This is a genomic window from Mailhella sp., assembly GCF_057866825.1.
In genome coordinates this window covers 34,791-60,944 of the sequence record NZ_DBMAHT010000003.1, presented here as the reverse complement: position 1 = coordinate 60,944, position 26,154 = coordinate 34,791, and the positions used below count along the sequence as shown (strand labels likewise).

Below are 26,154 nucleotides of genomic sequence, written 5' to 3'. Positions count from 1 at the left end.
CACCTACATTCCCGATCCCGTTCGCGAAACCGATAAGACCTTCCTTATGCCTATCGAAGACGTGTTCTCCATCTCCGGCCGTGGCACCGTGGTGACCGGTCGTGTGGAACGCGGCATCGTGAAGGTCGGCGACACCGTGGAAATCGTGGGCATCCGTCCCACCCAGACCACCACTGTGACCGGCGTTGAAATGTTCCGCAAGCTGCTCGATCAGGGCCAGGCCGGTGACAACATCGGTGCTCTGCTCCGCGGCATCAAGCGTGAAGACGTGGAACGCGGCCAGGTTCTCGCCGCTCCCAAGTCCATCACTCCTCACACCAAGTTCAAGTCTGAAGTGTACGTTCTGAGCAAGGACGAAGGCGGCCGCCACACTCCCTTCTTCTCCGGCTACCGTCCTCAGTTCTATTTCCGCACCACCGACATCACCGGCGTCATCAAGCTGGCTGACGGCGTGGAAATGGTCATGCCCGGCGACAACGCCACCTTCACTGTTGAACTCATCCATCCCATCGCCATGGCTCCCGGTGAACGCTTCGCTATCCGCGAAGGCGGCCACACCGTCGGTTCCGGCGTGGTGACTGAAATCCTGGAGTAATACCATGCGCGTGAACATCCTGCTCGCTTGCACGGAATGCAAGCGCCGCAACTACGCCACGGTTAAGAACAAGAAGAACACTACCGGTCGTCTTGAAGTCATGAAGTACTGCCCCTGGGACAAGAAACATACGACTCATCGCGAAGCGAAGTAGTGCTTCATAGCGCAGGCCAGTAGCTCCAACGGCAGAGCGGCGGTCTCCAAAACCGCATGTTGGGGGTTCGAATCCCTCCTGGCCTGCCATTTCTTTTGTCTTTTCAGTTTTGAGGCTAACATGAGCAAAAAACAGAGTGACGCCGCGGAAGCGAATTCCCAGGCAAAAGCGGCTCCCGCCACTGCCTCCAGCAAGTCTGGCCAGTCCGCTGGCGAAGATCGCGGACTGATGGCGCGCTTTGCTGCATTCAGGGATTATCTTCTCCTGTCTCGCGTTGAGCTGCGCAAGGTCAGCTGGCCCAACTGGAAAGAAACCCGTACCACCAGCATGGTGGTGCTCGGCTTTGTTGCCGTCATGGCCATCCTTCTCGGAGTGGTGGATCTCATCCTTTCCAGTGTGGTTCGTCTGATCCTTGCCTAAGAGGATGACTCCGTTCACACTTTTCTCCACATCCGCAAGGGTAAAATACAATGGCTGAGCAAGAAAGCATCACCGAAATCCCTGTCCATTCTGAATCTGCCGCCGCTCAGGATGCCGGTCACTGGTACATCCTGCATACTTACTCCGGTTTTGAACAGAGAGTCGAGCAGATGATCCGGGAACTGATGCGCACCGGCCAGGACAACGGCTGCATCCACGATGTGGTCGTGCCCACCGAACGAGTCATCGAACTCGGCAAGGGCGGTCAGAAGCGCACTACCACCAGAAAGTTCTATCCCGGATACGTCATGGTCCGCATGACGATGACCGACCTTTCCTGGCATCTGGTTCAGAATATCCCCAAAGTCACCGGCTTTGTGGGAGGGAAAAATCGTCCTGCACCTATGGGTCCTGGTGAAGCGGAACGCATTCTTTCGTTGATGGAAACCCGTCAGGAACAGCCCCGTCCCAAGTTCAATTTCGACCGCGGCGACGAGGTCCGGGTCATTGATGGCCCCTTCGGCGGTTTCAACGGCGTGGTGGAAGAGGTCAATTACGACAAGGGCAAGCTCAAAGTGTCCGTGTCCATTTTCGGCCGCCAGACGCCGGTGGAACTCGATTTCATCCAGGTGACCAAGGGCTGAGCCCTTCACCGAGATATTTCTGCTCTGGATTGTTTCATCGACAGCAGTCAGGCCTGTGCCTGAGACCGCAAAATAAGGATTAACGACAATGGCCAAGAAAGAAGTTGCCAAGATCAAACTGCAGATTCCTGCTGGTGCTGCCAACCCCTCTCCGCCCGTTGGTCCCGCTCTGGGCCAGCACGGCGTGAACATCATGGGGTTCTGCAAGGAATTCAATGCTCGTACTCAGGATCAGAAGGGCATGATCATCCCCGTGATCATCACGGTGTATGCCGACCGCTCCTTCACCTTCGTTACCAAGACGCCTCCGGCTCCCGTTCTGCTGATGAAGGCCGCCAAGGTTGAAAAGGGATCCGGCGAGCCCAACCGTACCAAGGTTGGTTCCGTCACCATGGCTCAGGTTGAGGAAATCGCCAAGCTGAAGATGCCCGACCTGAACTGCAAGGATCTCGAAGGCGCCGTGCGCAATATCATGGGCACCGCGCGCAGCATGGGACTGGACGTTAAGTAATAACGTTCAGGCGGCAAGACGGCGTCCGTACGTGTGATATGTGGGCGCGTTCATCGCGCCGCGCCTATTTCGTTGGATTCGGCCGTACTGCCGGTTTCCGCCGGCAGGAGATTCGAGACGACAAGCGCAAAGAAAGGAATACCATCATGCCTACGCATGGAAAAAAATATCGCAATTCGCTGGAAGGCGTTGATCTGACCCAGCGTTTTTCCGTGGAGGACGCGGTTGCCAAGTCCCTTGGCGCTTCCTTCGCCAAATTTGATGAAACGGTTGACGTGGCCCTTCGTCTGGGCGTCGACCCCAAGTACTCCGACCAGATGGTCCGCGGTGCTGTTTCCCTTCCCCATGGCCTCGGCAAGACCGTTCGCGTGGCCGTGTTCTGCAAGGGCGACAAGCAGGCTGAAGCCCGCGCCGCCGGTGCCGACGTGGTCGGCGCTGAAGACCTCGTCGCCCAGATCAAGGGCGGCTGGCTGGAATTCGACGCCGCCGTCGCCGCTCCCGACGTCATGGCTCTCGTGGGCCAGGTCGGTCGTGTGCTCGGCCCCCGCGGCCTGATGCCCAACGCCAAGACCGGCACCGTCACCTTCGACGTTGCCAAGGCCGTTCAGGAACTGAAGGCCGGTCGCGTGGACTTCAAGGTTGACAAGGCCGGTGTGCTGCATGCCCCCCTCGGCAAGGTTTCCTTCGGACCTGAAAAGATCCTCGGCAACCTCAAGGCTCTGCTCGACGCTGTTGTGCGTCTGAAGCCTTCCGCCGCCAAGGGCCAGTACATGCTTTCCATGACCGTTTCCACCACCATGGGCCCCGGCTTCAAGGTCGACATGGCCCAGTGCAAGAAGTTCATCGAAGGCTAAATGAGAGGCATCCCGCAAGGGATGCCTTCCGCCTTTCAAATATTTAGGCTAGGGAAGGAATTTCGGGTCGAAGACGGCAGGAGGCGCAAGCCTTAATATCCTGCTCAGACAGATTCTTTGGCTCGGCATTCCACAAGACAAAACACCCAATCGTGAGGAGCATCACGTGAAGAACAGGTCTGAAAAAGCCGTAATCATCGAGCAGGTCAAAGAAATTGCCTCTCGTGCTTCGTTTGCGGTTGTGACCGACTTCAAGGGTATGTCGGTGGAAGAGCTGACCGGGCTCCGTGTGGCGCTGCGCGCCGCTGGCGGCGAATATCACGTCGTCAAGAACACTCTTGCCCGCATCGCTTTAGCAGACACCGAACACAGCTCCATCTCTTCTTCGCTGAAGGATAACTGTGCCATTGCCCTTGGATTCAATGATCCGGTCGGTGTGGCCAAGGCTCTCACGGACTTCGCCAAGAGCAACAACAAGCTCGAGATCCGTCAGGCCAGCCTCGACGGCAAGCCCCTGACTCCTGCTCAGGTGGCCGATCTCGCCAAGCTGCCTTCCAAGGAACAGCTGCTTGCTCAGGCTCTGGCGACCATGAACGCCGTGCCCACCAATTTTGTGTCTCTCATGGCCAATATGGTTCGTCCTCTTCTGTACGCCCTCAAGGCTATCGAAGAGAAGAAGGCTGCGTAACTCGCACCTTTGGCTGCCATTTCGCCCCAAACCATCAAAGTCAAAGAATTTTTTTAAGGAGTCATTACCATGGCCGATATCACCAAGGAACAGGTTGTTGAGTTCATCTCCAACATGACCGTGCTCGAACTGGCTGAATTCATCAAGGAACTCGAAGAAAAGTTCGGCGTTTCCGCCGCCGCTCCCGCCGTTGCCGTGGCCGCCGCTCCCGCTGCCGCCGCTCCTGCTGAAGAAGAAAAGACCGAATTCGACGTTATCCTGAAGGAAGTCGGCGCCAACAAGATCGGCGTCATCAAGGTTGTGCGCGCTCTGACCGGCCTCGGCCTCAAGGAAGCCAAGGACAAGGTTGACAACGCTCCTTCCACCCTGAAGGAAGCTGTCTCCAAGGAAGACGCCGAAGCCGCCAAGAAGGAACTCACCGAAGCCGGCGCCACCGTCGAAATCAAGTAAGTTCCTTTCACAGCAATGTGAATTTGAAGCCCCCTCAGCCCGAGGGGGCTTTTTTGTTGCCCGAAGCAGGACACGCGGTTTTATCGGCGGGGCAGTTTCGCTCGACAGCCTCCCGGCATCGTCAGGGCTGCACGCTGCGATCGGTCGCAGATTCCGGCGCGAGGTCGGAACGAAAGGACGGAGCAGCAACGGCGGGAGTAACAGCGGGGCCGCGTGCTGCGCTCCTTGGCGTCTTGTCGAAGTGCGGCAGGGCTCCGAAGTGCGTGCGTCGGTTTGCTGCCGCGGCGAGAGGTGGAGAGCGCGGAGGTGTTTTCTGGCGGGGGAGTTTTTGCGCGGGATGCCCAGGGCATGAAGCAGCAGGGGGAACATGCGTCCGTTTCGACGCATCGGGGAGAGAGACCTCTGCGTTGCGCGAACCTGGAGGACTGAGGCCATGCCGTGGCGTCCGCAGCGCTTGTTTCTGCGCCGAGGGAAAGTCTGCGCGGGCAGGGCGAGTTGGTGCGGACTCGGCGGGGCTCTTCCGCCGGAACGGAGTCGTTGTGTTTTGATGTGCTTCGGCAGAGATGCTGAGAATCGGTCAATTCCTGACGCCTCAGCTTTCGGTGATTTCGTTTTCTGCCGAAACATTGTTCGGAAGAGCCGCAATCAAAGAGCTCCGTTTCCGCGATCCGAAGGCGTCGGTCGGGAAGAATGGTGGAGGTCGGCAGGCGCGGGAGGCGTGTCTGACTGAGGCTGCGCAGAAAGTCGGCGATGGAGGACGTGCGCAGCAGAGCACGGAGGGGAGAGCAGGGGCAGAGCGACGGTCGGCGAAAGCGCTTTGTCCCGCAAGTGAGTCATGCCTTGCAGGCAGGCCGCTGCCGGATTGTCGATGAATCTTCCCTGATGGGGGCGCTCGTCATTGTCGAATGTTCAACCGGGGAAAGGGGAGAGCCTTTGCTTTGGAGCGGGCCTCATTGCCGGGAGTGAGGCAATCAGGAAAAGGCACGGGAGAGTTGCGCCTATGCTGTCATTCCCACCACGGAGAGTATAGCAACGGGGAACAAGGTCATCGTCATGGAATGGCATTGGGATGAAAAGTGGTCGTCTGTCCCTGGACGTGAGAGGGCGCAAGTCCGAGGCCCGGCAGGGGATGTGCTTCTGCGTCCGTGGTGAAGTGATCCCGGCAGGCGGAGGCTTGTCTGACTGAGGCTGCGCAGAAAGTCGGAGAAGGAGGACATGCGCAGCGAAGCACGGAGGGGAGAGCAGGGGCAGAGCGGCGGTCGGCGAAAGCGCTTTGCCCCGCAAGTGAGTCATGCCTTGCAGGAGGCCGCTCTGGATTGTCGATGAATCTTCCCTGATGGGGGCTCGTCATTGTCGAAAGTTCAACCGGGGAAAGGGCAGAGCCTTTGCTTTGGCTCGGACCTCATTGCCGGGAGCACGGCGATCAGGAAGAGACTGGGAAGAGAGCCGGGACAGACCGGGGGCGGCAACCGGGGTAAGTCTGGGGAGGATGGTTCTGCCTTCAAGGCGGCGTTGCGTTCGTTGTGCGTTTGTGGTCCATGCGTCGCCGTCGGCAGGCGTTCGTCTGCCTGCCGAACGTGGACGCGGCAATGGTTCTGAACAATGCCGCTTCCGTTTATTGAGCATGTTTAGAATCGGAGCAGAATGCCGTGAAATGCGGCGGACGCGGCATAGAAATGCGCTCTTGAGCGCAAGCCGCGTGGTATTTTATCCGAAAATAAGTTGAAAAACGAATCCGCCCGGCGAAGTTATGGCGTTTTCCCCCGTTTTCGGCAGCGAGGCGCCAAAATATGCGGCATGAAGACCGGCCCGACGGCAAAAGCCGTGCGGTCGTCTTTGCTTCCACAGGAAAATTGAAGAGCAAATTTTTTCTGCTGCATTGATTTTTTTCGAAAAAATGGAGAAAAAGCAGGAAAATTTCACTTGTCAACAGAAACGGCAATTGTTTTTTAGAAAAAAATGAGCTATCCTGAAATATGGAAAAGGTGTCATGAAAACACTTGCTATTTGCCTGATAAGGGGTTAGTCTGACTGACTCATTAGGATAATCTCTACGGACGGATATGCAGGCATCACACATTGAACGCTCCATATAACCAGATGCCATAAACCGCAGGCAACGCCCCTTCCAAGGCATGGAAAGGGGGGCTTTGTTGCCTGTTTTTTCGCGTCTGCACTTTCTGTGTCAAGGCTTTCTTCCGTACGTCAATTTTCCGGCGCAGGGCCGGACAACTGCCATTCTTGAGGTAAAGTAATGGGTCAGCTTACGAAGCAATTCGGCAAAATCAAAGTGTCCATTCCCATTCCGCACCTTTTGAATCTTCAGGTGGACTCTTACAGCGCCTTCCTTCAGGAAGGCCGCAAGGAATCGGAACGCGATCCTCATGTCGGACTCGAAGGAGTCTTCCGGTCGGTGTTCCCCATCGAAGATTTTAATCGCACCGCCAGCCTGGAATATCTGGGCTATGAGATAAGCGAGCCAAAGTACGACCAGGCCGAGTGCATCTCCAAGGGTCTGACCTACGAAGCTCCCGTGCGCATCAAGGTACGTCTCGATATCTACGACGTCGATGAAGCCACAGGCGCCCGCACCTACCGCGACGGCAAGGAGCAGGACATCTATTTCGGCACGCTTCCGCTGATGACCGAAAAGGGCACCTTCATCGTCAACGGCACGGAACGCGTCATCGTCAATCAGCTGCAGCGTTCTCCCGGCATCATCTTCGAGCACGACGGCGGCAAGACGCACACTTCCCGCAAGGTGCTCTATTCCTGCCGTGTGATTCCCATGCGCGGTTCGTGGCTCGACTTCGACTTCGACCACAAGGACATCCTCTACGTGCGCATCGACCGTCGCCGCAAGATGCCCGCCACCATTCTGTTCAAGGCCATGGGCATGTCCAAGAATCAGATTCTCGACACCTTCTACAAGAAGGAAGAGTATCGTCTGGACGGCTCCCGTCTGTTCATGCGCGCCGACGCCGATCTGTACGCCAACGACAAGGATCGTCTCGCCTACAACGACATTCTCGACGCCGAAGGCAACGTGGTGGTCAAGGCCGGCAAGAAGCTGAACAAGCGCGACTGGAGAAAGATTGCCGGAGCCGGCATCGAGTTCATCGAAGTGGCTCCCGATTCGCTTCAGGGCCTGTTCCTCGGCGAAGACGTGGTCAACGCCGCCACCGGCGAAATCATGGCCGAAGCCGCCGACGAAGTGACGCCTTCCCTGCTTGATCAGCTTCAGGAAGCGGGCGTGACCACGCTCAGCATTCTGCACACCAAGGGCGCCGACACCTCCTCCTCCATCCGCGACACCCTCATGCTCGACAAGACCACGAGCACCGAGAAGGCGCAGGAGGAAATCTACCGTCGTCTGCGTCCGAGCTCTCCGCCCACGCCCGAAATTGCGGCCAGCTACTTCGACAACCTGTTCCGCAATCCCGACTACTACGATCTGTCCGCCGTGGGCCGCTACAAGCTCAATCTGCGCCTCGGTCTCACCACCGACAAGGACGTGCTCACCCTCACCGACGAGGACATCATCACGGCCATCAAGGTGCTCGTGACCATGAAGGACACCAACGGCGCTCCCGACGACATCGACCATCTGGGCAACCGTCGCGTGCGTCTCGTGGGCGAACTGGTGGAAAACCAGTACCGCATCGGCCTTGTGCGCATGGAACGCGCCATCAAGGAACGCATGAGCATTCAGGAAGTGGCCTCGCTCATGCCTCACGATCTCATCAATCCCAAGCCCGTGGCGGCCGTGCTCAAGGAATTCTTCGGCACCTCCCAGCTGTCGCAGTTCATGGATCAGACCAACTCCCTCTCGGAAGTCACGCACAAGCGTCGTCTTTCCGCTCTGGGCCCCGGCGGTCTTACCCGTGAGCGCGCGGGCTTTGAAGTGCGAGACGTTCACACCTCCCACTACGGCCGCATCTGCCCCATTGAAACGCCTGAAGGCCCGAACATCGGCCTTATCGTTTCTCTGACCACCTACGCCAAGGTGAACGAATACGGCTTCATTGAAACGCCCTACCGCGTGATCCGCAACGGCTGCCGCACCGATGAAATCGTGCATCTCGACGCTTCCTGCGAAAAGGATCAGATCATCGCTCAGGCCAACGCTCCCGTGGATGAAAACGGCCGCTTCATCGAAGAGAACATGACCGTCCGCTCCACCGGCGGCGACGTGCTCATGGCCAGCCGCGACGAAGTCACCCTGCAGGACATTTCGCCGAGCCAGATGGTGTCCATTTCCGCCGCGCTCATTCCCTTCCTTGAACACGACGACGCCAACCGAGCCCTCATGGGCTCGAACATGCAGCGTCAGGCCGTTCCGCTTCTGCGTTCCGAACGTCCTCTCGTGGGCACCGGCATGGAGTACGACGTGGCCCGCGACTCCGGCGCCTGCCTGCTCGCCGAAGGCGACGGCGTGGTCCGCTACGCCGACGCCGAACGCGTCATCGTGGCCTACGACAACCTTTATCTTGAAGACCGCGGCGGCGTGCGCAGCTACGATCTTCTGAAGTACCACAAGTCGAACCAGAACTCCTGCTTCGGCCAGAAGCCCACCTGCTACCCCGGTCAGCGCGTGAAGAAGAACGACGTGCTTGCCGACGGTCCCGGCATCGAGAACGGCGAACTGGCCCTCGGCAAGAACCTGGTTGTGGCCTTCATGCCCTGGTGCGGCTACAACTACGAAGACGCCGTGCTCATCTCCGAGCGCGCGGTGAAGGACGACATCTACACCTCCATCCACATCGAGGAATTCGAGGTTGCCGCCCGCGACACCAAGCTCGGACCGGAAGAAATCACCCGCGACATTCCCAACGTGGGCGACGACATGCTTCACAACCTCGACGCGAGCGGCGTGATCCGCATCGGCGCGTCCGTGAAGCCCGACGACATCCTCGTGGGCAAGATCACGCCCAAGGGCGAAACGCAGCTCACTCCTGAAGAGAAGCTGCTGCGCGCCATCTTCGGCGACAAGGCCCGCGACGTGAAGAACACCTCCCTCAAGGTTCCCCCGGGAATCGAGGGCACCGTCATCGACGTGAAGGTGTTCAACCGCCGTTCCGGTGAAAAGGACGACCGCACCCGCGAAATCGAAGCCTACGAAATCGCCAAGCTCGACCGCAAGGAAGCCGATCACGTGCGCGCCCTCACCGAGCGTACCCGCGAACGCATGCGTCCTCTCATGGAAGGTCAGGTGCTCGCCGTGGACATCGCCGGCAAGCGCAAGGGCGAAGTGCTGGCCGCGGCCGGCAGCGAACTCACCTGGGACGTCATGCTGGAGCTGCCCATCAAGCGTCTGGCCGACATCCTGCGCAACAAGGACGTCAACGATCAGATCGTCCACATGCTGGAAGCCTACGACCGCCAGCTCGAAGTGGTGAAGAAGCTCTACGACTCCAAGCGTGAAAAGGCCACCGAAGGCGACGATCTGCCTCCGGGCGTCATCAAGATGGTCAAGGTTCACATCGCCATCAAGCGTAAGCTTTCCGTGGGCGACAAGATGGCCGGCCGTCATGGTAACAAGGGTGTGGTCTCCATGATCCTGCCCGAAGAAGACATGCCCTTCTTCAAGGACGGCCGTCCCGTGGACGTCGTGCTGAACCCCCTGGGCGTGCCTTCCCGAATGAACATCGGTCAGATCATGGAAACGCATCTGGGCTGGGCCGCCAAGGAACTCGGCCGTCAGCTCGCCGAAATGGTGGACAACGGCGTGGCCATGGATGAGCTGCGCCGCGAGGTGAAGGACATCTTCGCCGCCGACCTGCCCGCCGCCCGCGCCGACGGCATGACCATCGACGAACTGGTGGACAGCATGAGTGACGAAGAACTCAGGAAGGCCGTGCTCGGTCTGCGCAAGGGCATCATCACCAAGACCCCCGTGTTCGACGGCGCGCAGGAAGATCAGATCTGGTCGTGGCTGGAAAGAGCCGGTCTGCCCAACGACGGCAAGACCGTGCTGTACGACGGCCGCACCGGCGAACCCTTCGCCAACCGCGTGACCACGGGCGTGATGTACTACCTGAAACTGCATCACCTCGTTGACGAAAAGATTCACGCCCGTTCCACCGGCCCCTACAGCCTGGTGACGCAGCAGCCTCTCGGCGGTAAGGCCCAGTTCGGCGGCCAGCGTCTCGGTGAAATGGAAGTGTGGGCTCTGGAAGGCTACGGCGCGTCGTACCTCCTGCAGGAATTCCTGACCGTCAAGTCCGACGACGTGGCCGGCCGCGTGAAGATGTATGAAAAGATCGTCAAGGGAGACAACTTCCTTGAAGCCGGTCTGCCCGAATCCTTCAACGTTCTGGTCAAGGAACTCATGTCCCTCGGCCTCAATGTGAATCTTGAACAGGAAGAACCCAAGAAGCCGGCCAAGCCCCGCTTCTTCGTGAACACCCCTGTCATTGAAGAATAAGACGGGGCGCTGCCCCGGAATCCGCCCGGGTCGCCCCGGGAGCCGCATCGGCCTTTTCGGGCCGGTGCGGCGCGGATATTTTCCGCAGGAGACCGGATGCTCCGTTTTCCTGCTCAGGCAAAGATGAATCCAACCCTCTTGCCAGGGAGATATAGATGAGTCTGGACGATCTGTTTACTGTCCGTGACACGGCGGCCACCTCCAGCGTGTCGAACATCCGCAATCTGAACTCCATTCAGATCACGCTCGCGTCGCCGGAAAACATACGGGAATGGTCGTACGGCGAAGTCAAGAAGCCGGAAACCATCAACTACCGTACGTTCAAGCCTGAACGCGACGGTCTTTTCTGCGCCAAGATCTTTGGTCCCGTCAAAGACTACGAGTGCAACTGCGGCAAGTACAAGCGCATGAAGCACCGCGGCATCGTCTGCGAAAAGTGCGGCGTTGAAGTCATTGCCTCCAAGGTGCGCCGCGAGCGCATGGGCCACATCGAACTGGCCGCGCCCGTCGCCCACATCTGGTTCCTGAAGACCCTGCCTTCCAAGATCGGCACCCTGCTCGACATGACCATGGCCGATCTGGAAAAGGTGCTGTATTTCGACTCCTACGTGGTGCTCGATCCCGGCTCCACCAACCTGAGCCGCATGCAGGTCATATCCGAGGACCAGTACCTTCAGATTCTGGAACGTTTCGGCGACGAAGCCCTCAAGGTGGGCATGGGCGCCGAAGCCATCCGCGGCCTTCTCGAAGAGCTCGATCTGCCGGCCCTCAAGGTGAAACTGCGCGAAGAATCGCAGGAAACCAAGAGCCAGACCAAGAAGAAGAAGCTCACCAAGCGCCTGAAGATCGTGGAAGCCTTCCTCGAATCCAACAACAAGCCGGAATGGATGATTCTGGAAGTCATCCCCGTCATTCCGCCGGATCTTCGTCCTCTGGTTCCGCTGGACGGCGGCCGCTTCGCGACCTCCGACCTCAACGATCTGTACCGCCGCGTCATCAACCGCAACAACCGTCTGAAGCGCCTCAAGGAACTCGGCGCGCCGGACATCATCATCCGCAACGAAAAGCGCATGCTTCAGGAAGCGGTGGATGCCCTGTTCGACAACGGTCGTCGCGGTCGCGCCATCACCGGCACCAACGGCCGTCCGCTGAAGTCCCTGTCCGACATGATCAAGGGCAAGCAGGGCCGTTTCCGTCAGAACCTGCTCGGCAAGCGCGTGGACTACTCCGGTCGTTCCGTTATTTGCGTCGGTCCTTCGCTCAAGCTCCATCAGTGCGGCCTGCCCAAGAAGATGGCTTTGGAACTCTTCAAGCCCTTCATCTATTCCGAACTGGAAAAGAGAGGCTACGCTTCCACCATCAAGAGCGCCAAGAAGATGGTCGAACGCGAGGAACTCGTGGTGTGGGACATTCTCGCCGAAGTGGTGCGCGAATACCCCGTGCTCCTGAACCGCGCGCCTACCCTGCACCGTCTGGGCATTCAGGCCTTTGAACCCCTGCTCGTGGAAGGCAAGGCCATTCGTCTGCATCCGCTCGTGTGTACGGCCTACAACGCCGACTTCGACGGTGACCAGATGGCCGTGCACATTCCGCTTTCCGTGGAAGCGCAGATCGAATGCCGCGTGCTGCTCATGAGCACCAACAACATTCTCTCGCCCGCCAACGGCAGCCCTGTCATCATTCCTTCGCAGGACATGGTTCTCGGCCTGTACTACATGACCGTGGACCGCTCCTTCTGCAAGGGCGAAGGCATGGTCTTCTGCGGCCCCTGGGAAGTGGAAGCCGCCTACGACGCCAAGCAGCTCGACCTGCATGCCCGCATCCGCGTGCGCATGGAAGACGGCAATCTTGTGGACACCACCTGCGGCCGCGTGCTCGTGTGGGAACGTCTGCCTCACGTGCTGCCCTTCGAGGAAGTCAACAAGGTGCTCACCAAGAAGGCCATCGGCAAGCTCGTGGGCATCGCCTACAAGGCCGCCGGCATCAAGAACACCGTCATCCTGTGCGACCAGCTGAAGAACATCGGTTACGAGTTCTCCACCCGCGCGGGCATTTCCATCGGCCTCAAGGACATGACCATTCCTGCCCGCAAGAAGGCCATCATTGCCGCCTCTCAGGCCGAAGTGGACGACATCGAACAGCAGTACCGCAACGGTATCATCACCCGTACCGAAAAGTACAACAAGGTGGTTGACGTGTGGTCGCAGACTTCCACCACCATTTCCAAGGAAATGATGAAGGAAATCTCCGTCGATCACGTGGTCGATCCGAAGACGGGCCGCGAAGCCGACGACACCAGCTTCAACCCTATCTTCATGATGTCCAACTCCGGTGCTCGAGGCAACGCGGACCAGATGAGACAGCTCGGCGGCATGCGCGGCCTCATGGCCAAGCCTTCCGGCGCCATCATCGAAACGCCTATTACGGCGAGCTTCCGTGAAGGCCTTACCGTGCTGCAGTACTTCACTTCCACGCACGGCGCCCGCAAGGGTCTGGCCGACACCGCTCTGAAGACCGCTAACTCCGGTTACCTCACCCGCCGTCTGGTGGACGTGGTGCAGGACGTCATCGTGTCTCAGGAAGACTGCAACACCGTGGACGGCATCGAAATGACTGCCCTGCGCGAAGGCAACGAAATCAAGCTGCCTCTGCGCGACCGCATCATCGGCCGTGTGCTGCTGTACCCCGTCATGCATCCCACCACCAAGGAGCTGCTGTTCCCGGCCAACACCCTGGTGGATGAAAAGGTGGCCAACGCCCTCGACGAAGCCGGCGTGGGCACCGTGACCATCCGTTCCGCCCTGACCTGTCAGGCCGAACGCGGCGTGTGCGCCCTGTGCTACGGCCGCGACCTGGCCCGCGGTCATCTCGTGAACGTGGGCGAAACCGTGGGCATCATCGCCGCTCAGTCCATCGGCGAACCCGGCACGCAGCTGACCATGCGTACCTTCCACATCGGCGGCACGGCGTCCGCTCAGGTCGCCAAGTCCAGCTTTGAGGCCCAGAACTCCGGCCGCATCAGCCTGACCCGCGTGAAGTCCGTCATCAACCGCGACGGCATCGCCATGGTCATCGGCAAGAGCGGTCAGCTCACCATCGTGGACGATCAGGGCCGCGAAGCCGAAAAGTACATCCTGCCCAACGGCGCCCGCCTCTACGTCTCCGACGGCGAGGAAGTGGTGAAGGGCAAGATGCTTGCCGAATGGGATCCGTTCAACGAACCCTTCATCACGGAAGTTGACGGTTTCATCCGCTTCAAGGACATCATCGAAGGCAAGACCGTGCAGGAAAAGATGGACGAGGCCACCCGCCAGTCCACCCGCACCATCATGGAATACCGCACCACGAGCTTCCGCCCGGCCATCGACATCACGGCGGAAGACGGCACCATCAAGTCGCGCACCTCGGCGCAGGGCACCGGCTCCATTCCGGCGACCTACACCATGCCGGTGGGCGCCCTCATCATGGTGAAGGACGGCGAGGCCGTGCAGGCCGGCGACATCATCGCCCGTAAGCCCCGCGAAACCTCCAAGACCAAGGATATCGTGGGTGGTCTTCCTCGCGTGGCCGAGCTCTTCGAAGCCCGCAAGCCCAAGGAAATGGCCGTGGTGTCGGAAATCTCCGGCATCGTGGAATACGCGGGCGAATCCAAGGGCAAGAGAAAGCTCATCGTGCGGCCTGAAGTGGGCGAAGCCAAGGAATACCTCATTCCCAAGGGCAAGCACATCACGGCTTCCGACGGCGACTATGTGGAGGCCGGCGAGCCCGTGACCGAAGGTCATCCGGAGCTGCACGACATTCTGCATACCCGCGGCGAAAAGTATCTGGCCCGCTACCTCGTGGACGAAATCCAGGAAGTGTACCGCTTCCAGGGCGTGGGCATCGACGACAAGCACATTGAAGTCATCGTCCGCCAGATGCTGAAGAAGGTCACCATTCTCGATCCGGGCCAGACCACGTTCCTCGTGGGCGAGCAGGTCGACAAGGTGGAATTCAAGGAAGAGAACGACAAGGCCATTGCCGAGGGCCGTCAGCCCGCCGTGGCCGAACCGCTGGTGCTCGGCATCACGCAGGCCTCTCTGAGCTCCCTGTCGTGGGTGGCCGCGGCCTCCTTCCAGGAAACCACCAAGGTGCTCACCGAAGCTTCCCTCAAGGGCAAGCACGACTACCTGCGCGGCCTCAAGGAAAACGTCATTGTCGGCCGCCTCATTCCTGCGGGTACCGGCTATCGCGAATACGTCAACCAGAACATCGAGGTTCCGGATCAGAAGGAACGCCCCGACAAGTTCCTGGAAGACCTTGAGGAGCGTCCCATCATCGCTCCTGATATCGAAACCGGCATCAACAACGCGATAAACGACTAAACGGAGCGGGTTTTTCCCGCGCCTGAAATACGAGGCCGACGCCTTTTGCTCCTTCGGGAGCACGGGGGTCGGCCTCGGAGTTTAATGACGGAGTTCGAGGGACTGCCGGTGGGGAGTGTGCCGGAATTTTTCGGGCTCTCGGCGGAGAAAGGCAAGAGCGCTGATGTTGGGGGGGCTTCCCGGAAATTGCTTCTGGCTGCGGAGTCGGGCGCTCTCGGGCGGACGTTTCGAGCGCCCATGTGCTTGAGAGGCGCAGCACGGCATCTTTGATCGTCATGCCGTTTTCCCGGGGCAGGAGTGTGTGCGTCGGCAGCGCGCGGCAGCGCCGAGGCTGTTCGGCGGCGGCGAAAGCAGACGGATATATTGCCTCAGCCGGGGAGAAAGCGGCGTCCGTCTTGACAGTCCCCGTTTGTTCGCGGACAGTGGATGTGACTGCTTTCTGCCTTGCAAAAGCAGCCGCAGCGGCCTTCAGGCATGACGGACAGGGCGTTTCTGCGGGCCCTGGCCGCGTTTCAGGGCAAAAAGGGGCCGGGCATGCGCAATCAGGCTTCGCATCGCCTTTTGGAGCGTGGAAGCGCCGTGCGCGCTGCGGTGGACACAACGGTTACAGGAGCGTTTCGTTGAAAAAGTTTCATATTCTCTGCATCAGATGCGACCGCATCGGCGACATGCTGGTCAGCACGCCGGTCATTCATCGCCTTCGCGAGCTTTATCCCGATGCCGTGCTGGACGTGATCGCCAGTCCGCTCGGTGCCGTGGCGCTGGAAGACAATCCCGACGTGAGTCGTCTTTTCATTTACGACAAGAAGTCTGCGGCCTCGTGGCTTCGTCTCCTGCCGCATCTGCTGGAGCCGCACGATCTGGTGGTGAACTTCAATGCGCATTCGCGCACGCTCTGTCTGCTTTCCTCGCTGGCCCGGGGCCGGAAGAAGGGCGCCCTGAATCAGGGCAGGCTCGCGCCGTGGAGCGGCGCTCCGGAAGACGGCGAGCACTATTCCGGCGTGATGCTGCGGGAACTGGAGGCCGAGTTTCAGCTCCCGCACGACGAGCATCCCGACATCAGCATCCGCTTTACTGTGCCGGAAGCGGTGGAAAAGGCCGTTCGGGAGACGTATCCGCCGGTTGCGGGCCTGCGCAGGGTAGGCATATTCATCGGCAACATCAAGAAGACCGGGCTTCGCTGGCCCATTGAAAAGTTCGTGGAGCTGACGAAGGTTCTTCTGGACAAAAATGACGATGTGGATGTGTGGATTGTGGCGGGCGAAAGCGACGTGCCGCTGCTGGACGCCTACCGCGGCATGGAGCATCCCAGACTGCATCAGTTCATCGGCAAGAAGTCGCTGCAGCACACGGCCGCATTTTTGAAAACGTGCGATGCCTTCGTCACGTGTACGTCCTCGCCGCAGCATCTGGCGGGAGCCGTGAAGGTGCCGACGGTGTCCATCACCTATCCGTGGTCGGAAACGCTCTGGACGCCGCGCGGGCCGCTGAACTTTTCCGCCGTGTCGAAGGTGAACGACGACGTGCGGGACATTCCCGTTCGTGAGGTCTATGAAACGCTCAACAAGACCATGCAGGGAACGCTGACGCCGTGGACGGACTGATGCTTTTGGCGTGCGTTATCTGACGCAGAAAAAGTCGGGGCTTCGGCTCCGGCTTTTTTTGTTGCCGAAAATGCATGGGCGAGGGACATTGAAGGAAGGGAGAGGCTGAAACGGAGATCTTTTCGGCGGGCCAGCGGAGAAGCTCGGCCCGGGCGTTCGGCACAAAAAAGCGGGAGAAGACGTCAGGTCTTCCCCCGCGGCTTCCGGTGACTGCCGGAACTTAGATTCTGTCGCAGACGGCCTTGCCCATTTCCGTGGTGGAAACGGGGGTGATGCCGGGTTCGGCGATGTCGCAGGTGCGGATGCCCGCTTCAAGCACGGCGGTGACCGCGTTGTCGATGGCGGCGGCTTCCTTTTCCAGACCGAAGCTGTAGCGCAGCATCATGGAAACGGACAGGATGGTGGCCAGCGGGTTGGCGATGTTCTTTCCGGCGATGTCCGGGGCGGATCCGTGGCTCGGCTCGTACAGGCCGAAGGAGCCGTCGGCGAGGCTGGCGGAAGGCAGCATGCCGAGAGAGCCGGTAATCATGCTGGCTTCATCGGAAAGGATGTCGCCGAACATGTTGGACGTGAGAATGACGTCGAACTGACCGGGACGATACACGAGCTGCATGGCGGCGTTGTCCACGTACATGTGGGAAACGGTCACTTCGGGGTAGTCGGCGCTCATTTCGTTGACCACGCGACGCCACAGACGGGAGGTTTCCAGCACGTTGGACTTGTCCACGCTCACGAGGTTCTTCTTGCGGGCCATGGCCGCGTTGAAGGCCACCTTGGCGATGCGGCGGATTTCCATTTCGCTGTAGCGTTCCACGTCGTAGGCTTCCTGACCGTACTTGCCTTCGCGCCAGCCGTGTTCGCCGAAGTAGATGCCGCCGGTGAGCTCGCGCACGATGACGAGATCCATGCTGTCGCCGATGTTCTCATGCTTGATGGGGCAGGCGCCGCTCAGGGCCTTGTGCATGATGGCGGGGCGCAGGTTGGCGTACAGTCCGAGTCCTTCGCGGATCTTGAGCAGGGCCTTTTCGGGGCGCTCGGGGCCGGGCAGATTGTCCCACTTGGGGCCGCCCACCGCGCCGAGCAGCACGGCGTCGTTCTTTTTGCACACGTCCACGGTGTCTGCGGGGAAGCAGGTGCCCACGGCGTCGTAGGCCGCGCCGCCCATGAGCAGATGCGTGAACACGAATTCATGGCCGAACTTCTGTCCGACCTTTTCAAGAACCTTGAGGGCTTCGGTCACGATTTCCGGGCCGATGCCGTCGCCGGGAATGACCGCAATGTGATACGTTGCCATGGCGTTGTCCTTTATGATTGAAGAAAAAAGGTTGCGAAAGCGCCGCCGGCGCTTTTCGTGGAAAAAAGACCTGTGCGGCCTGCGCGGATGCCGTCCGCTGCGGCAGGCAGGGTCAGCGCGAGGCGCGCAGTTTTTCTATTTTGGCCTTCGAGTAGTTCACCAGACCGCCGCAGGCGATGAGGTTCTGCATGAAGGGCGGGAAGGGCTCGGCCTGGAAGGTCCGGCCCGTGGTTTCGTTGGTGATGACGCCGGTTTCAAAATCGACGCTCACCGTGTCGCCGTCGTGAATGTTTTTCGCCGCTTCGTCGCATTCGAGAATGGGCAGGCCGATGTTGAGGGCGTTGCGGAAGAAAATGCGCGCGAAGGTGGAGGCGATGACGCAGGAAATGCCCAGGTACTTGATGGAGAGCGGCGCGTGCTCGCGGGAGGAGCCGCAGCCGAAGTTCTTGTGCGCCACCATGATGTCGCCGGGATGCACCTTCTTCACGAAGTTGGGATCTTCCGACTCCATGCAGTGGGACGCGAGTTCCTTCGGGTCCGTCACGTTGAGATACTTGCCGGGGAGAATGACGTCGGTATTGACGTCGTCGCCGAAAACAAAGGCTTTGCCGTGTGCGTTCTGCATCAGTCGTTACCTTCCTTGTCCATGATTGCTTCAGGGCTGACGATGCGGCCCGCTATGGCCGAAGCGGCCGCCACGGCCGGGCTGCACAGATACACTTCCGACTCCACATGGCCCATGCGGCCCACGAAGTTGCGGTTGGTGGTGGAAAGGCATTTTTCGCCCGCGGCGAGAATGCCCATGTGGCCGCCGAGGCACGCACCGCAGGTGGGGGTGCTCACGGCGCATCCGGCTTCCATGAAGGTGCGGATGTAGCCTTTTTCCATGCATTCCATGTAGATGGAGGGCGTGGCCGGAATGACGATGACGCGCAGCCTGTCGCTGATTTTGCGGCCCTTGAGAATGCTTGCGGCCATGGCCATGTCTTCCATGCGGCCGTTGGTGCAGGAGCCGATGAACACCTGATCGAGTTCCACGTCGCCCACTTCGTCGATGGTGCGGGTGTTGGAGGGCAGGTGCGGGAAGGCTACCGTGGGGCGGATGGCGGAAAGATCGATGTCGATGGTCTTTTCGTATTCGGCGTCGGGGTCGGCCTCGTAGGCGGTCCAGCTCTTCTTGCAGTGCTTTTCGAGGTAGGCGCGGCACACGTCGTCCACGGGGAAGGTGGCGTTTTTGGCACCGGCTTCAATGGCCATGTTGGTCATGGAGAAGCGGTCGTCCATGGAGAGGTTGGCCACGCCGCTGCCGGAAAATTCCATGGAGCGGTAGAGCGCGCCGTCCACGCCGATGAGGCCGATGATGTGCAGCATGACGTCCTTGCCGCAGACCCACTTGCCGGGCTTGCCCGTGAGGTTGAAGCGGATGGCCGCGGGAACCTTGAACCAGTTTTCGCCCGTGGCCATGCCCATGGCGAGATCGGTGCTGCCCACGCCGGTGGAGAACGCGCCGAGCGCGCCGTAGGTGCAGGTGTGGGAGTCGCCGCCGATGATGACTTCGCCGGGAGCCACGATGCCCTGTTCGGGAAGCAGGGCGTGTTCTATGCCCATGCGGCCCACGTCGAAGAAATGGGTGAGTTCGTTTTCGCGGGCGAATTCGCGGCAGACCTTGCACTGCATGGCGGCCTTGATGTCCTTGTTCGGCGCGAAGTGGTCGAGAACCACCACAACCTTGTCCTTGTCGAAGACCTTGTCGGCTCCGGCCTTGCGGAATTCGGGAACGGCCAGCGCTATGGTGATGTCGTTGCCCATGACCACGTCGAGCTTCGCTTCAATGAGCTGGCCCGCGGTCACGCTGTCGAGTCCGGCGTGCGCGGCCAGTATTTTCTGAGTTACGGTCATGCCCATAGGGATATATCCTTGTAGAAATGAGAATGTGCATTGTTCCCGTTTGTCGGGGCAGCAGCAAAAAGTCCTTTCACGATAAAATAGCGGTTTGTGCTTGTCCAGAAGAAAGAAGGCAGACCTCTGGGCAGGACATAAGATTTCTCTGAAATACGCCTGTCGTTTCCCGCGGATGCCCTGGCTCGGGATGCGCGTCGGCGGGCTCGTGACGGCAAAGAAACATTCCGGCGGCGGGAGAAGAGCGGGGCGTTTTTCTGCATAAAAAAACAGACGGAGCGCCGGGCCCCGTCTGTTTTGCGTCTGTTTGTCCGGTATCAGGACTTGTGCAGCATGATGTCGAGAATGACTTTGTCGGCCTCCTTCATGCCTTTGGAGCCGAGGCGTCCGAGATTGGCGATGCAGGCCTCGATGTCGTCGTCAACGATGCCTTCGTTGCCGGGCACCACGGTGCCGTTGAGCGCAAGCAGCACGGCCTGAATGCCCGCGCCCACGGCCGTGGCCACCTTGAGGGCGCAGCTGCTTTTGGCTCCGTCGCAGATCATGCCGGAAACGTTGCCCACCATGTTGCGCACGGTGCGTTCCATGTCCTTGAGGCCGCCGCCGAGCAGCAGGGCGATGCCGCAGGCCGAGGCCGTGCCCGCCACCATGGCGCCGCAGTGGGCGGAAAGGCGGCCGAGGTGATGCTTGATGTGGATGGAGGTAAGATGACTTACCATGAGGGCGCGGGCGAGCTTTTCGTCGTCGGCCTGGGTGCGGATGGCGCAGGCCACCACGGGCATGGTGCAGGTGATGCCCTGATTGCCGCTGCCGGAATTGCTCATGACAGGCATCATCACGCCGGCCATGCGAGCGTCGGCCGCGGCGGCCGTGAGCTTGGTGGCGAAGGTGGGCAGATCGTCGGCGAGCATGTGGTTGCGGATCTGCATGTCCATCATCTTGCCCACGCCGAGGCCGTACTGCTGCCGGAGTCCTTCTTCGGCCACGCGGCGGTTCATGCGCGCGGCTTCGAGAATGAAGCTGATTTCCTCAAGCGGGGCCGTGACCGCAAATTCGTAGATTTTGGCCAGCGTGAGCGGCCAGGGCTCGTTTGCGTTTTCGGCTTCGGCGCTCTCCTGCTTCTTTTCAAAGACGAGTTCGCCGTTTTTCCACACGCGGGTGATGTTGTCGTGGCTGCCCGCAAGTTCCGCGGCGGCGCTTTCGTTTCCGGCATGCACCGTGACCAGACAGTAGAGAAGCTGATCGTTGTCGGCAAGGTGCAGGCGCACGGCGTCTTTGGCAAGCATGTCGCGTGCGGCCTGCGCCGTGGCTTCGTCGAGATCCTTCAGGCATTCCAGTCCGAGGGCGCTCTTGCCGCCGAGCGCGCCTGCGGCTGCGGCCACGCCGAGGCCCATTTCGCCCGTGCCGGGCACCATGACGCCCATGCCGTTCTTGAGAAGATTGGCGCTCACGGCCACGTCCATGCGTTCGGGAGTTTCGCCGAGCTCCTCGGCCGCCCGGGCCGAGCACAGGGCCACGGCGATGGGTTCCGTGCAGCCAAGCGCGGGCACGACTTCCTTGTGCAGCAGAGAAAGAAAGACGGAGCGTTCCTGTTTGTCCATGCTCATGGTTACGCCTCGTTCTTGTGCTGGAGTTCTCCGAGCTGTTCGTTGCGGTTGAAGATGCCTTCGAGCATGAGCGTGAGCGCGCCGTCGCCCGTGATGTTGCAGGCCGTGCCGAAGCTGTCCTGCAGGGCGAAGATGGCGATGAGCAGGGCCACGCCGTTCTGATCGAAGCCGAGCACGCCGGTCACGATGCCGAGGGAGGCCACCACGGTTCCGCCGGGCACGCCCGGGGCGCCCACGGCGAAGATGCCGAGCAGCAGGCAGAAGAGAATCATGACGCCGACGCTCGGCAGCGTGCCGTAGAGCATGAGATGCAGGGTCATGCAGAAGAAGGTTTCGGTGAGCACGGAGCCGCACAGATGCACGGTGGAGCCCAGGGGAATCATGAATTCCACGAGGTTCTTGCTGAGCACGCGGGACTTGCGGGCGCATTCGAGGGCCACGGGCAGGGTGGCGGCGCTGGACATGGTGCCCACGGCGGTGAGATAGGCGGGAGCGTAGTAGCGGAACACCTCCCAGGGATTGCGGCCGGAGAGCGCGCCGCCGATGCCGTAGAGCACGGCAAGCCAGATGAAGTGACCCACGATGACGATGAGCACCATGGAGATGAACACCGGCAGGTGCAGGCTGAGCGAACCTTCATAGGCGAGGCCGAGGAAGGACATGCCCACGAAGAAGGGCAGGATGGGAATCATGATGCGCACCACGAGGGAGCTCATGACGCGTTCGAGTTCGGCGAAGAGACGGGCCAGATTTTCCGACTTGGTCCAGGTGATGGCCACGCCGAAGAAGAGGGCGAGGATCAGGGCGCTCATGACGCTGAAGAGCGGGGGAATGTCGAGCCGGAACACGATTTCGGGGAGCTTGCGCAGTGCTTCCGTGGAGGTGGCGATGGAAAGATGGGGGATGATGATGTAGCCGGAAACGGTGGAGAAGAAGGCCGCGCCGATGGAGGAGAGATAGGCGATGGCCACGGCGGTGAACAGAATTTTGCTGGCGTTCTGGCCGAGGCGGACGATGGCCGGGGTGATGAAGCCCACGATGACGAGCGGCACGAGGAAGAAGATGATCTGGCCGAAGATGTAGCGCAGGGAGACCACGGCGTCCATGATGTGGTGCAGAGGGCTTTGCGTGTTGTTGCCGAGGTAGGTGCCTATGAGGGAGCCTATCACGATGCCGGCCAGAAGTTTGAGAATTAGCGAGAAGTCGGCGGCTTTTGCGGACATGTTGATCCTCCATCATTAAAAGTACGTTTTTGCGCTGTTAGCACAGGAATGTCCTTCGCGCAATACGGCGGTTCGTGAGAGAAGGGCGGAAACGCCTGGAGGGCGCGTGTTTTCGCCTGTCGGAAGGGCGGGCGGCGGCCCGGGAAAAAGCGGAAGCATTGCGCGCAGTTTTCGGCGTGCGGAAAGGCGCGGACCTGCCCGAAGACGCGTCCGCGGAGCCCGGCTGCGGGGAAGAAAGTGAAAAATTCTTGTAGAAAATGCTTGACGAACCGGGGAAAGGTCTATAAGAATCGTCCTCACCGAACAATAAAGGCGCGTAGCTCAGGTGGCAGAGCACTTCCTTGACACGGAAGGGGTCAGCAGTTCAAGTCTGCTCGTGCCTACCACAAAAAATCATCGGAAAGGGAGGCAGCGCCTCCCTTTTCTTTTTTGTTTTATCAACTGTGATTTTTGGAGTTTCCCATGCAGATATCCGTAGAAGGAAAGTTGGTTGAGGCCGCCGACGGCGCTTCCTGCGCCGAGGTGCTGAAGCAGGCTCTTTCCGGCAAACGGTTCAAGGCCGCTCTTGCCTGCCGCGTGAAGACCGCAGACAAGGAAACGCTGCTCGATCTTTCTGCTGCAATGCCCGCCGATGCGCTGGAAGCCGCCCCCGTGACGGCTGAGGACCCCGAAGGGCTTCAGCTGCTGCGCCATTCCACTTCCCATGTCATGGCCGCCGCCGTGAAGAGACTGTTCCCCGACGTGAAGGTCACCATCGGCCCGTCCATCGACTCCGGCTTCTATTACGACTTCGATACTCCGCGTCCCTTCTCCCACGACGACCTTGAAGCCATTGAAAAGGAAATGCGTTCCATCATCGCCGAGAACGTTCCCTTCGAGCGCTCCGAGATGAAGAAGGACGACGCCGTTGCCCTGTTCCGCGACAAGGGCGAGAACTACAAGGTCGAAATCATCGAGGGCATCGACGCCGACACCGTGTCCCTGTACCGCTGCGGCGACTTCCTTGATCTCTGCCGCGGACCGCACATTCCCGGCACGGGCGCGGTCAAGGCCTTCAAGCTGCTTTCCGTGGCCGGCGCCTACTGGCGCGGCGACGAAAAGAATCCCATGCTCTCCCGTATTTACGGCACGGCCTTTGCGGACGAAAAGGCCCTCAAGGAATATCTGAACGCCCTTGAGGAAGCCAAGAGACGCGATCATCGCCGCCTCGGCAAGGAACTCGGCCTGTTCTCCTTCCATGAAGACGTGGCCCCTGGCATGTCCTTCTGGCTGCCCAAGGGCATGATGCTCCGCACCATTCTCGAAGACTTCCTCGTGCGCGAACATCTCAAGCGCGGCTATGAGCTCGTGCGCGGCCCGCAGATTCTGCGCCGCGAACTGTGGGAGCGTTCCGGTCACTACGATCACTACCGTGAAAACATGTACTTCACGGAAATCGAAGGCGACGTTCACGGCGTGAAGCCCATGAACTGCGTGGGCCACATGCTCATGTACGGCGAAACCCTGCACAGCTATCGCGATCTGCCCGTGCGCATGTTCGAGCTCGGCGTGGTGCATCGTCATGAAAAGTCCGGCACGCTGCACGGTCTGCTGCGCGTGCGCCAGTTCACCCAGGACGACGCCCACATCATCTGCACCACCGATCAGCTGGAAGACGAAATCATCAACGTCATGCATCTTTCCGCCGACCTGATGGATCTTTTCGGCTTCAAGTACCGCATCTTCATTTCCACCCGTCCCGAGGACAGCATCGGCTCCGACGCGGACTGGGAAAACGCCACGAACGCGCTCATCAAGGCCGTGGAGAAGGAAGGCAAGCCCTACCAGATCAACGAAGGCGACGGCGCGTTCTACGGCCCCAAGATAGATATCAAGGTCACCGACGCCATCGGCCGCGAATGGCAGCTTTCCACCATTCAGGTGGACTTCACCCTGCCTGAGCGCTTCGATCTCGTGTATGTCGGGCAGGACGGCGAACGTCATCGTCCCGTCATGGTGCACCGCGCCATTCTGGGTTCTCTGGAACGCTTCATCGGCGTTCTCACCGAACATTACGCCGGCGCCTTCCCTGCCTGGCTTGCTCCCGTGCAGGCCCGCATCGTCAACGTGACCGACGCCCAGATGGATTATGTCAAGGAAATGAAGGCCAGCCTCGTTGCTGCCGGTATCCGCGTGGAAACCGACCTGCGCAACGAAAAGCTGGGCTTCAAGATTCGTGAAGCCCAGATGGCCAAGATTCCCTACGTCCTCGTGGTGGGCGACAAGGAAGTGGCCGACAGAGGCTTCAGCGTTCGCCTGCGTTCCGGCGAGAACATCGGCTTCCGCTCCGTGGAGGACGTGATCGCCATGATTAAGGCGGACAGTGAGGAACCGTTCAAACGTGGAGGTATGAGCTATAGCTTCGCCTAACATGAGACCTCGCCGCGACGTGCCTCAGGACGGCGTGCGCCGCAACGAGCAGATTCGTGCCCGTGAAGTACGGGTGATTGGTCCGGAAGGTGAACAGGTCGGCATTCTTCCCTGTTCCGATGCTATCGCCATGGCCCATGAGGCCGGCTACGACCTCGTGGAAGTGGCCGCCAACGCGGAACCGCCCGTGTGCCGCATCATGGACTTCGGCAAGTTCAAGTACGAACAGCAGCAGAAGAAGAAGGAAGCCAAACGCAACCAGACCGTAGTGCAGATCAAGGAAATCAAGGTTCGCCCCAAGACCGACGATCATGACTACGAAACCAAGCTGCGCCACATTCGCCGCTTCCTCGGAGACGGGGACCGCTGCAAGGTGACCGTGTTCTTCCGCGGACGCGAAATCGTGCACAAGGACCGCGGCGAATCCATTCTGACCAAGATCATCGCCGACACCGCCGATGTGGGCAAGGTCGAACAGGCTCCCAGCGCCGAAGGCCGCACCCTTCAGATGCTGCTCATTCCTCTTCCCAAGAAGTAGTTCATACCCGGCGCGGCGGACGTTTTGTTCCGTCGCGCCGGAGGAATTTTCGCGGGAAACCGCGATGAACGGAAGATGCTTCCGTTCCCGGAAGGAACCGGCAGAGCGCGCGGAGCGTTGTCGTTCGCGCTTCGGGCCCCATTTTTTACTTGCGGATTATGCGAAAATGTTGCATAGTCGGTTCTTTCTGATGCCCAAATCGCGCGCGTTGTATTCGGCGCGTCGCGAATACTAAGGAGTTGGTTATGCCCAAGATCAAGACCAGCCGTTCCGCCGCCAAGCGTTTCAGCACCACCGGCAGCGGCAAGTTCCGCCGTCGTCGTCAGAACCTGCGCCACATCCTCACCAAGAAGGATGCCAAGCGTCGTGCCCGTCTGGGCAAGGGTGCTCTCGTGGACAGCGCGAACCTGAAGGCCGTCAAGCGCCTCATGCCCTACGCCTAAGTCCTGCCCGTGCAGGTCGCGTAGATTTTC

The 26,154-nt window shown here is 60.0% G+C and carries 19 protein-coding genes and 2 tRNA genes; 16 read left to right on the top strand and 5 right to left on the bottom strand.

From position 1 onward, the window contains the following. From ACZM96_RS01185 to ACZM96_RS01130, 12 genes are all read left to right on the top strand, one after another. On the top strand, positions 1 to 595 hold a 595-nt coding region (locus tag ACZM96_RS01185; protein WP_489486794.1), incomplete at its 5' end, for an EF-Tu C-terminal domain-related protein. A 4-nt stretch (positions 596 to 599) separates the two neighbouring features. Then, positions 600 to 749 carry a 50S ribosomal protein L33 gene (rpmG, locus tag ACZM96_RS01180; RefSeq protein ID WP_178578166.1) on the top strand — a complete coding sequence of 50 codons (150 nt, stop codon included), beginning with the start codon at positions 600 to 602 and terminating at the stop codon, positions 747 to 749. A 13-nt stretch (positions 750 to 762) separates the two neighbouring features. Continuing rightward, a tRNA-Trp gene (locus ACZM96_RS01175) sits at positions 763 to 838 on the top strand. A gap of 139 nt (positions 839 to 977) precedes the next feature. Next, positions 978 to 1,169, top strand: a complete 192-nt coding sequence (gene secE / locus ACZM96_RS01170; protein ID WP_346665301.1) for a preprotein translocase subunit SecE — start codon at positions 978 to 980, stop codon at positions 1,167 to 1,169. 50 nt (positions 1,170 to 1,219) lie between these two features. Further along, positions 1,220 to 1,813, top strand: coding sequence for a transcription termination/antitermination protein NusG (gene nusG / locus ACZM96_RS01165; protein ID WP_294483921.1), 594 nt, complete (start codon positions 1,220 to 1,222; stop codon positions 1,811 to 1,813). A gap of 88 nt (positions 1,814 to 1,901) precedes the next feature. Then, positions 1,902 to 2,324 carry a 50S ribosomal protein L11 gene (gene rplK, locus ACZM96_RS01160; RefSeq protein WP_295640689.1) on the top strand — a complete coding sequence of 141 codons (423 nt, stop codon included), beginning with the start codon at positions 1,902 to 1,904 and terminating at the stop codon, positions 2,322 to 2,324. Positions 2,325 to 2,470: 146 nt separating this feature from the next. After that, complete coding sequence (gene rplA / locus ACZM96_RS01155; protein ID WP_294483916.1) at positions 2,471 to 3,178, top strand: 50S ribosomal protein L1; 708 nt, start codon at positions 2,471 to 2,473, stop codon at positions 3,176 to 3,178. A 166-nt stretch (positions 3,179 to 3,344) separates the two neighbouring features. After that, positions 3,345 to 3,866 (top strand): 50S ribosomal protein L10, encoded by a 522-nt coding sequence (gene rplJ, locus ACZM96_RS01150; RefSeq protein WP_489486792.1) that lies wholly within the window; start codon positions 3,345 to 3,347, stop codon positions 3,864 to 3,866. Positions 3,867 to 3,935: 69 nt separating this feature from the next. Next, complete coding sequence (gene rplL / locus ACZM96_RS01145; protein ID WP_489486791.1) at positions 3,936 to 4,316, top strand: 50S ribosomal protein L7/L12; 381 nt, start codon at positions 3,936 to 3,938, stop codon at positions 4,314 to 4,316. Positions 4,317 to 6,570: 2,254 nt separating this feature from the next. Next, positions 6,571 to 10,743 (top strand): DNA-directed RNA polymerase subunit beta, encoded by a 4,173-nt coding sequence (gene rpoB / locus ACZM96_RS01140; protein WP_489486789.1) that lies wholly within the window; start codon positions 6,571 to 6,573, stop codon positions 10,741 to 10,743. 155 nt (positions 10,744 to 10,898) lie between these two features. Further along, a complete protein-coding gene (rpoC, locus tag ACZM96_RS01135; protein ID WP_294483908.1) occupies positions 10,899 to 15,107 on the top strand; it encodes a DNA-directed RNA polymerase subunit beta' in 4,209 nt (1,402 codons plus the stop codon). Positions 15,108 to 15,727: 620 nt separating this feature from the next. Next, positions 15,728 to 16,711, top strand: coding sequence for a glycosyltransferase family 9 protein (locus tag ACZM96_RS01130; RefSeq protein ID WP_489486787.1), 984 nt, complete (start codon positions 15,728 to 15,730; stop codon positions 16,709 to 16,711). Between the two features lie 220 nt (positions 16,712 to 16,931). Here the strand turns inward: ACZM96_RS01130 and leuB are convergent, their stop codons facing one another. The 5 genes from leuB to ACZM96_RS01105 all read right to left on the bottom strand — a co-directional run bounded on the left by leuB (position 16,932) and on the right by ACZM96_RS01105 (position 22,734). Then, complete coding sequence (gene leuB / locus ACZM96_RS01125) at positions 16,932 to 18,005, bottom strand: 3-isopropylmalate dehydrogenase (RefSeq protein WP_489486786.1); 1,074 nt, start codon at positions 18,003 to 18,005, stop codon at positions 16,932 to 16,934. A gap of 112 nt (positions 18,006 to 18,117) precedes the next feature. Then, entirely contained in the window at positions 18,118 to 18,630 is a 513-nt protein-coding gene (locus ACZM96_RS01120) for a 3-isopropylmalate dehydratase small subunit (protein ID WP_489486784.1), read from the bottom strand. Further along, positions 18,630 to 19,910, bottom strand: coding sequence for a 3-isopropylmalate dehydratase large subunit (gene leuC / locus ACZM96_RS01115; protein ID WP_489486783.1), 1,281 nt, complete (start codon positions 19,908 to 19,910; stop codon positions 18,630 to 18,632). The genes ACZM96_RS01120 and leuC overlap by 1 nt, the downstream gene beginning before the upstream one ends. 311 nt (positions 19,911 to 20,221) lie before the next feature. Further along, positions 20,222 to 21,505 carry an L-cysteine desulfidase family protein gene (locus ACZM96_RS01110; RefSeq protein ID WP_489486796.1) on the bottom strand — a complete coding sequence of 428 codons (1,284 nt, stop codon included), beginning with the start codon at positions 21,503 to 21,505 and terminating at the stop codon, positions 20,222 to 20,224. Between the two features lie 8 nt (positions 21,506 to 21,513). Next, the gene (locus ACZM96_RS01105; protein WP_489486782.1) at positions 21,514 to 22,734 is read right to left on the bottom strand and encodes a dicarboxylate/amino acid:cation symporter; all 1,221 of its coding nucleotides are present in this window, start codon (positions 22,732 to 22,734) and stop codon (positions 21,514 to 21,516) included. Between the two features lie 310 nt (positions 22,735 to 23,044). Here ACZM96_RS01105 and ACZM96_RS01100 point away from each other — a divergent pair. The 4 genes from ACZM96_RS01100 to rpmI all read left to right on the top strand — a co-directional run bounded on the left by ACZM96_RS01100 (position 23,045) and on the right by rpmI (position 26,124). Then, positions 23,045 to 23,120 (top strand) — tRNA-Val (locus ACZM96_RS01100). Between the two features lie 76 nt (positions 23,121 to 23,196). Further along, entirely contained in the window at positions 23,197 to 25,143 is a 1,947-nt protein-coding gene (thrS, locus tag ACZM96_RS01095) for a threonine--tRNA ligase (protein ID WP_489486780.1), read from the top strand. 1 nt (position 25,144) lies between these two features. Further along, a complete protein-coding gene (infC, locus tag ACZM96_RS01090; protein WP_294483894.1) occupies positions 25,145 to 25,681 on the top strand; it encodes a translation initiation factor IF-3 in 537 nt (178 codons plus the stop codon). A 245-nt stretch (positions 25,682 to 25,926) separates the two neighbouring features. Beyond that, positions 25,927 to 26,124 carry a 50S ribosomal protein L35 gene (rpmI, locus tag ACZM96_RS01085; protein ID WP_077071977.1) on the top strand — a complete coding sequence of 66 codons (198 nt, stop codon included), beginning with the start codon at positions 25,927 to 25,929 and terminating at the stop codon, positions 26,122 to 26,124. Positions 26,125 to 26,154: the final 30 nt, after the last annotated feature.

Bases quoted from the DNA above. Each gene is read 5' to 3' on its own strand.
- rpmG (WP_178578166.1), top strand. From the start codon at position 600: ATGCGCGTGAACATCCTGCTCGCTTGCACGGAATGCAAGCGCCGCAAC.
- secE (WP_346665301.1), top strand. From the start codon at position 978: ATGGCGCGCTTTGCTGCATTCAGGGATTATCTTCTCCTGTCTCGCGTT.
- nusG (WP_294483921.1), top strand. From the start codon at position 1,220: ATGGCTGAGCAAGAAAGCATCACCGAAATCCCTGTCCATTCTGAATCT.
- rplK (WP_295640689.1), top strand. From the start codon at position 1,902: ATGGCCAAGAAAGAAGTTGCCAAGATCAAACTGCAGATTCCTGCTGGT.
- rplA (WP_294483916.1), top strand. From the start codon at position 2,471: ATGCCTACGCATGGAAAAAAATATCGCAATTCGCTGGAAGGCGTTGAT.
- rplL (WP_489486791.1), top strand. From the start codon at position 3,936: ATGGCCGATATCACCAAGGAACAGGTTGTTGAGTTCATCTCCAACATG.
- rpoB (WP_489486789.1), top strand. From the start codon at position 6,571: ATGGGTCAGCTTACGAAGCAATTCGGCAAAATCAAAGTGTCCATTCCC.
- rpoC (WP_294483908.1), top strand. From the start codon at position 10,899: ATGAGTCTGGACGATCTGTTTACTGTCCGTGACACGGCGGCCACCTCC.
- leuB (WP_489486786.1), bottom strand. From the start codon at position 18,005: ATGGCAACGTATCACATTGCGGTCATTCCCGGCGACGGCATCGGCCCG.
- ACZM96_RS01120 (WP_489486784.1), bottom strand. From the start codon at position 18,630: ATGCAGAACGCACACGGCAAAGCCTTTGTTTTCGGCGACGACGTCAAT.
- leuC (WP_489486783.1), bottom strand. From the start codon at position 19,910: ATGGGCATGACCGTAACTCAGAAAATACTGGCCGCGCACGCCGGACTC.
- ACZM96_RS01110 (WP_489486796.1), bottom strand. From the start codon at position 21,505: ATGGACAAACAGGAACGCTCCGTCTTTCTTTCTCTGCTGCACAAGGAA.
- ACZM96_RS01105 (WP_489486782.1), bottom strand. From the start codon at position 22,734: ATGTCCGCAAAAGCCGCCGACTTCTCGCTAATTCTCAAACTTCTGGCC.
- thrS (WP_489486780.1), top strand. From the start codon at position 23,197: ATGCAGATATCCGTAGAAGGAAAGTTGGTTGAGGCCGCCGACGGCGCT.
- infC (WP_294483894.1), top strand. From the start codon at position 25,145: ATGAGACCTCGCCGCGACGTGCCTCAGGACGGCGTGCGCCGCAACGAG.
- rpmI (WP_077071977.1), top strand. From the start codon at position 25,927: ATGCCCAAGATCAAGACCAGCCGTTCCGCCGCCAAGCGTTTCAGCACC.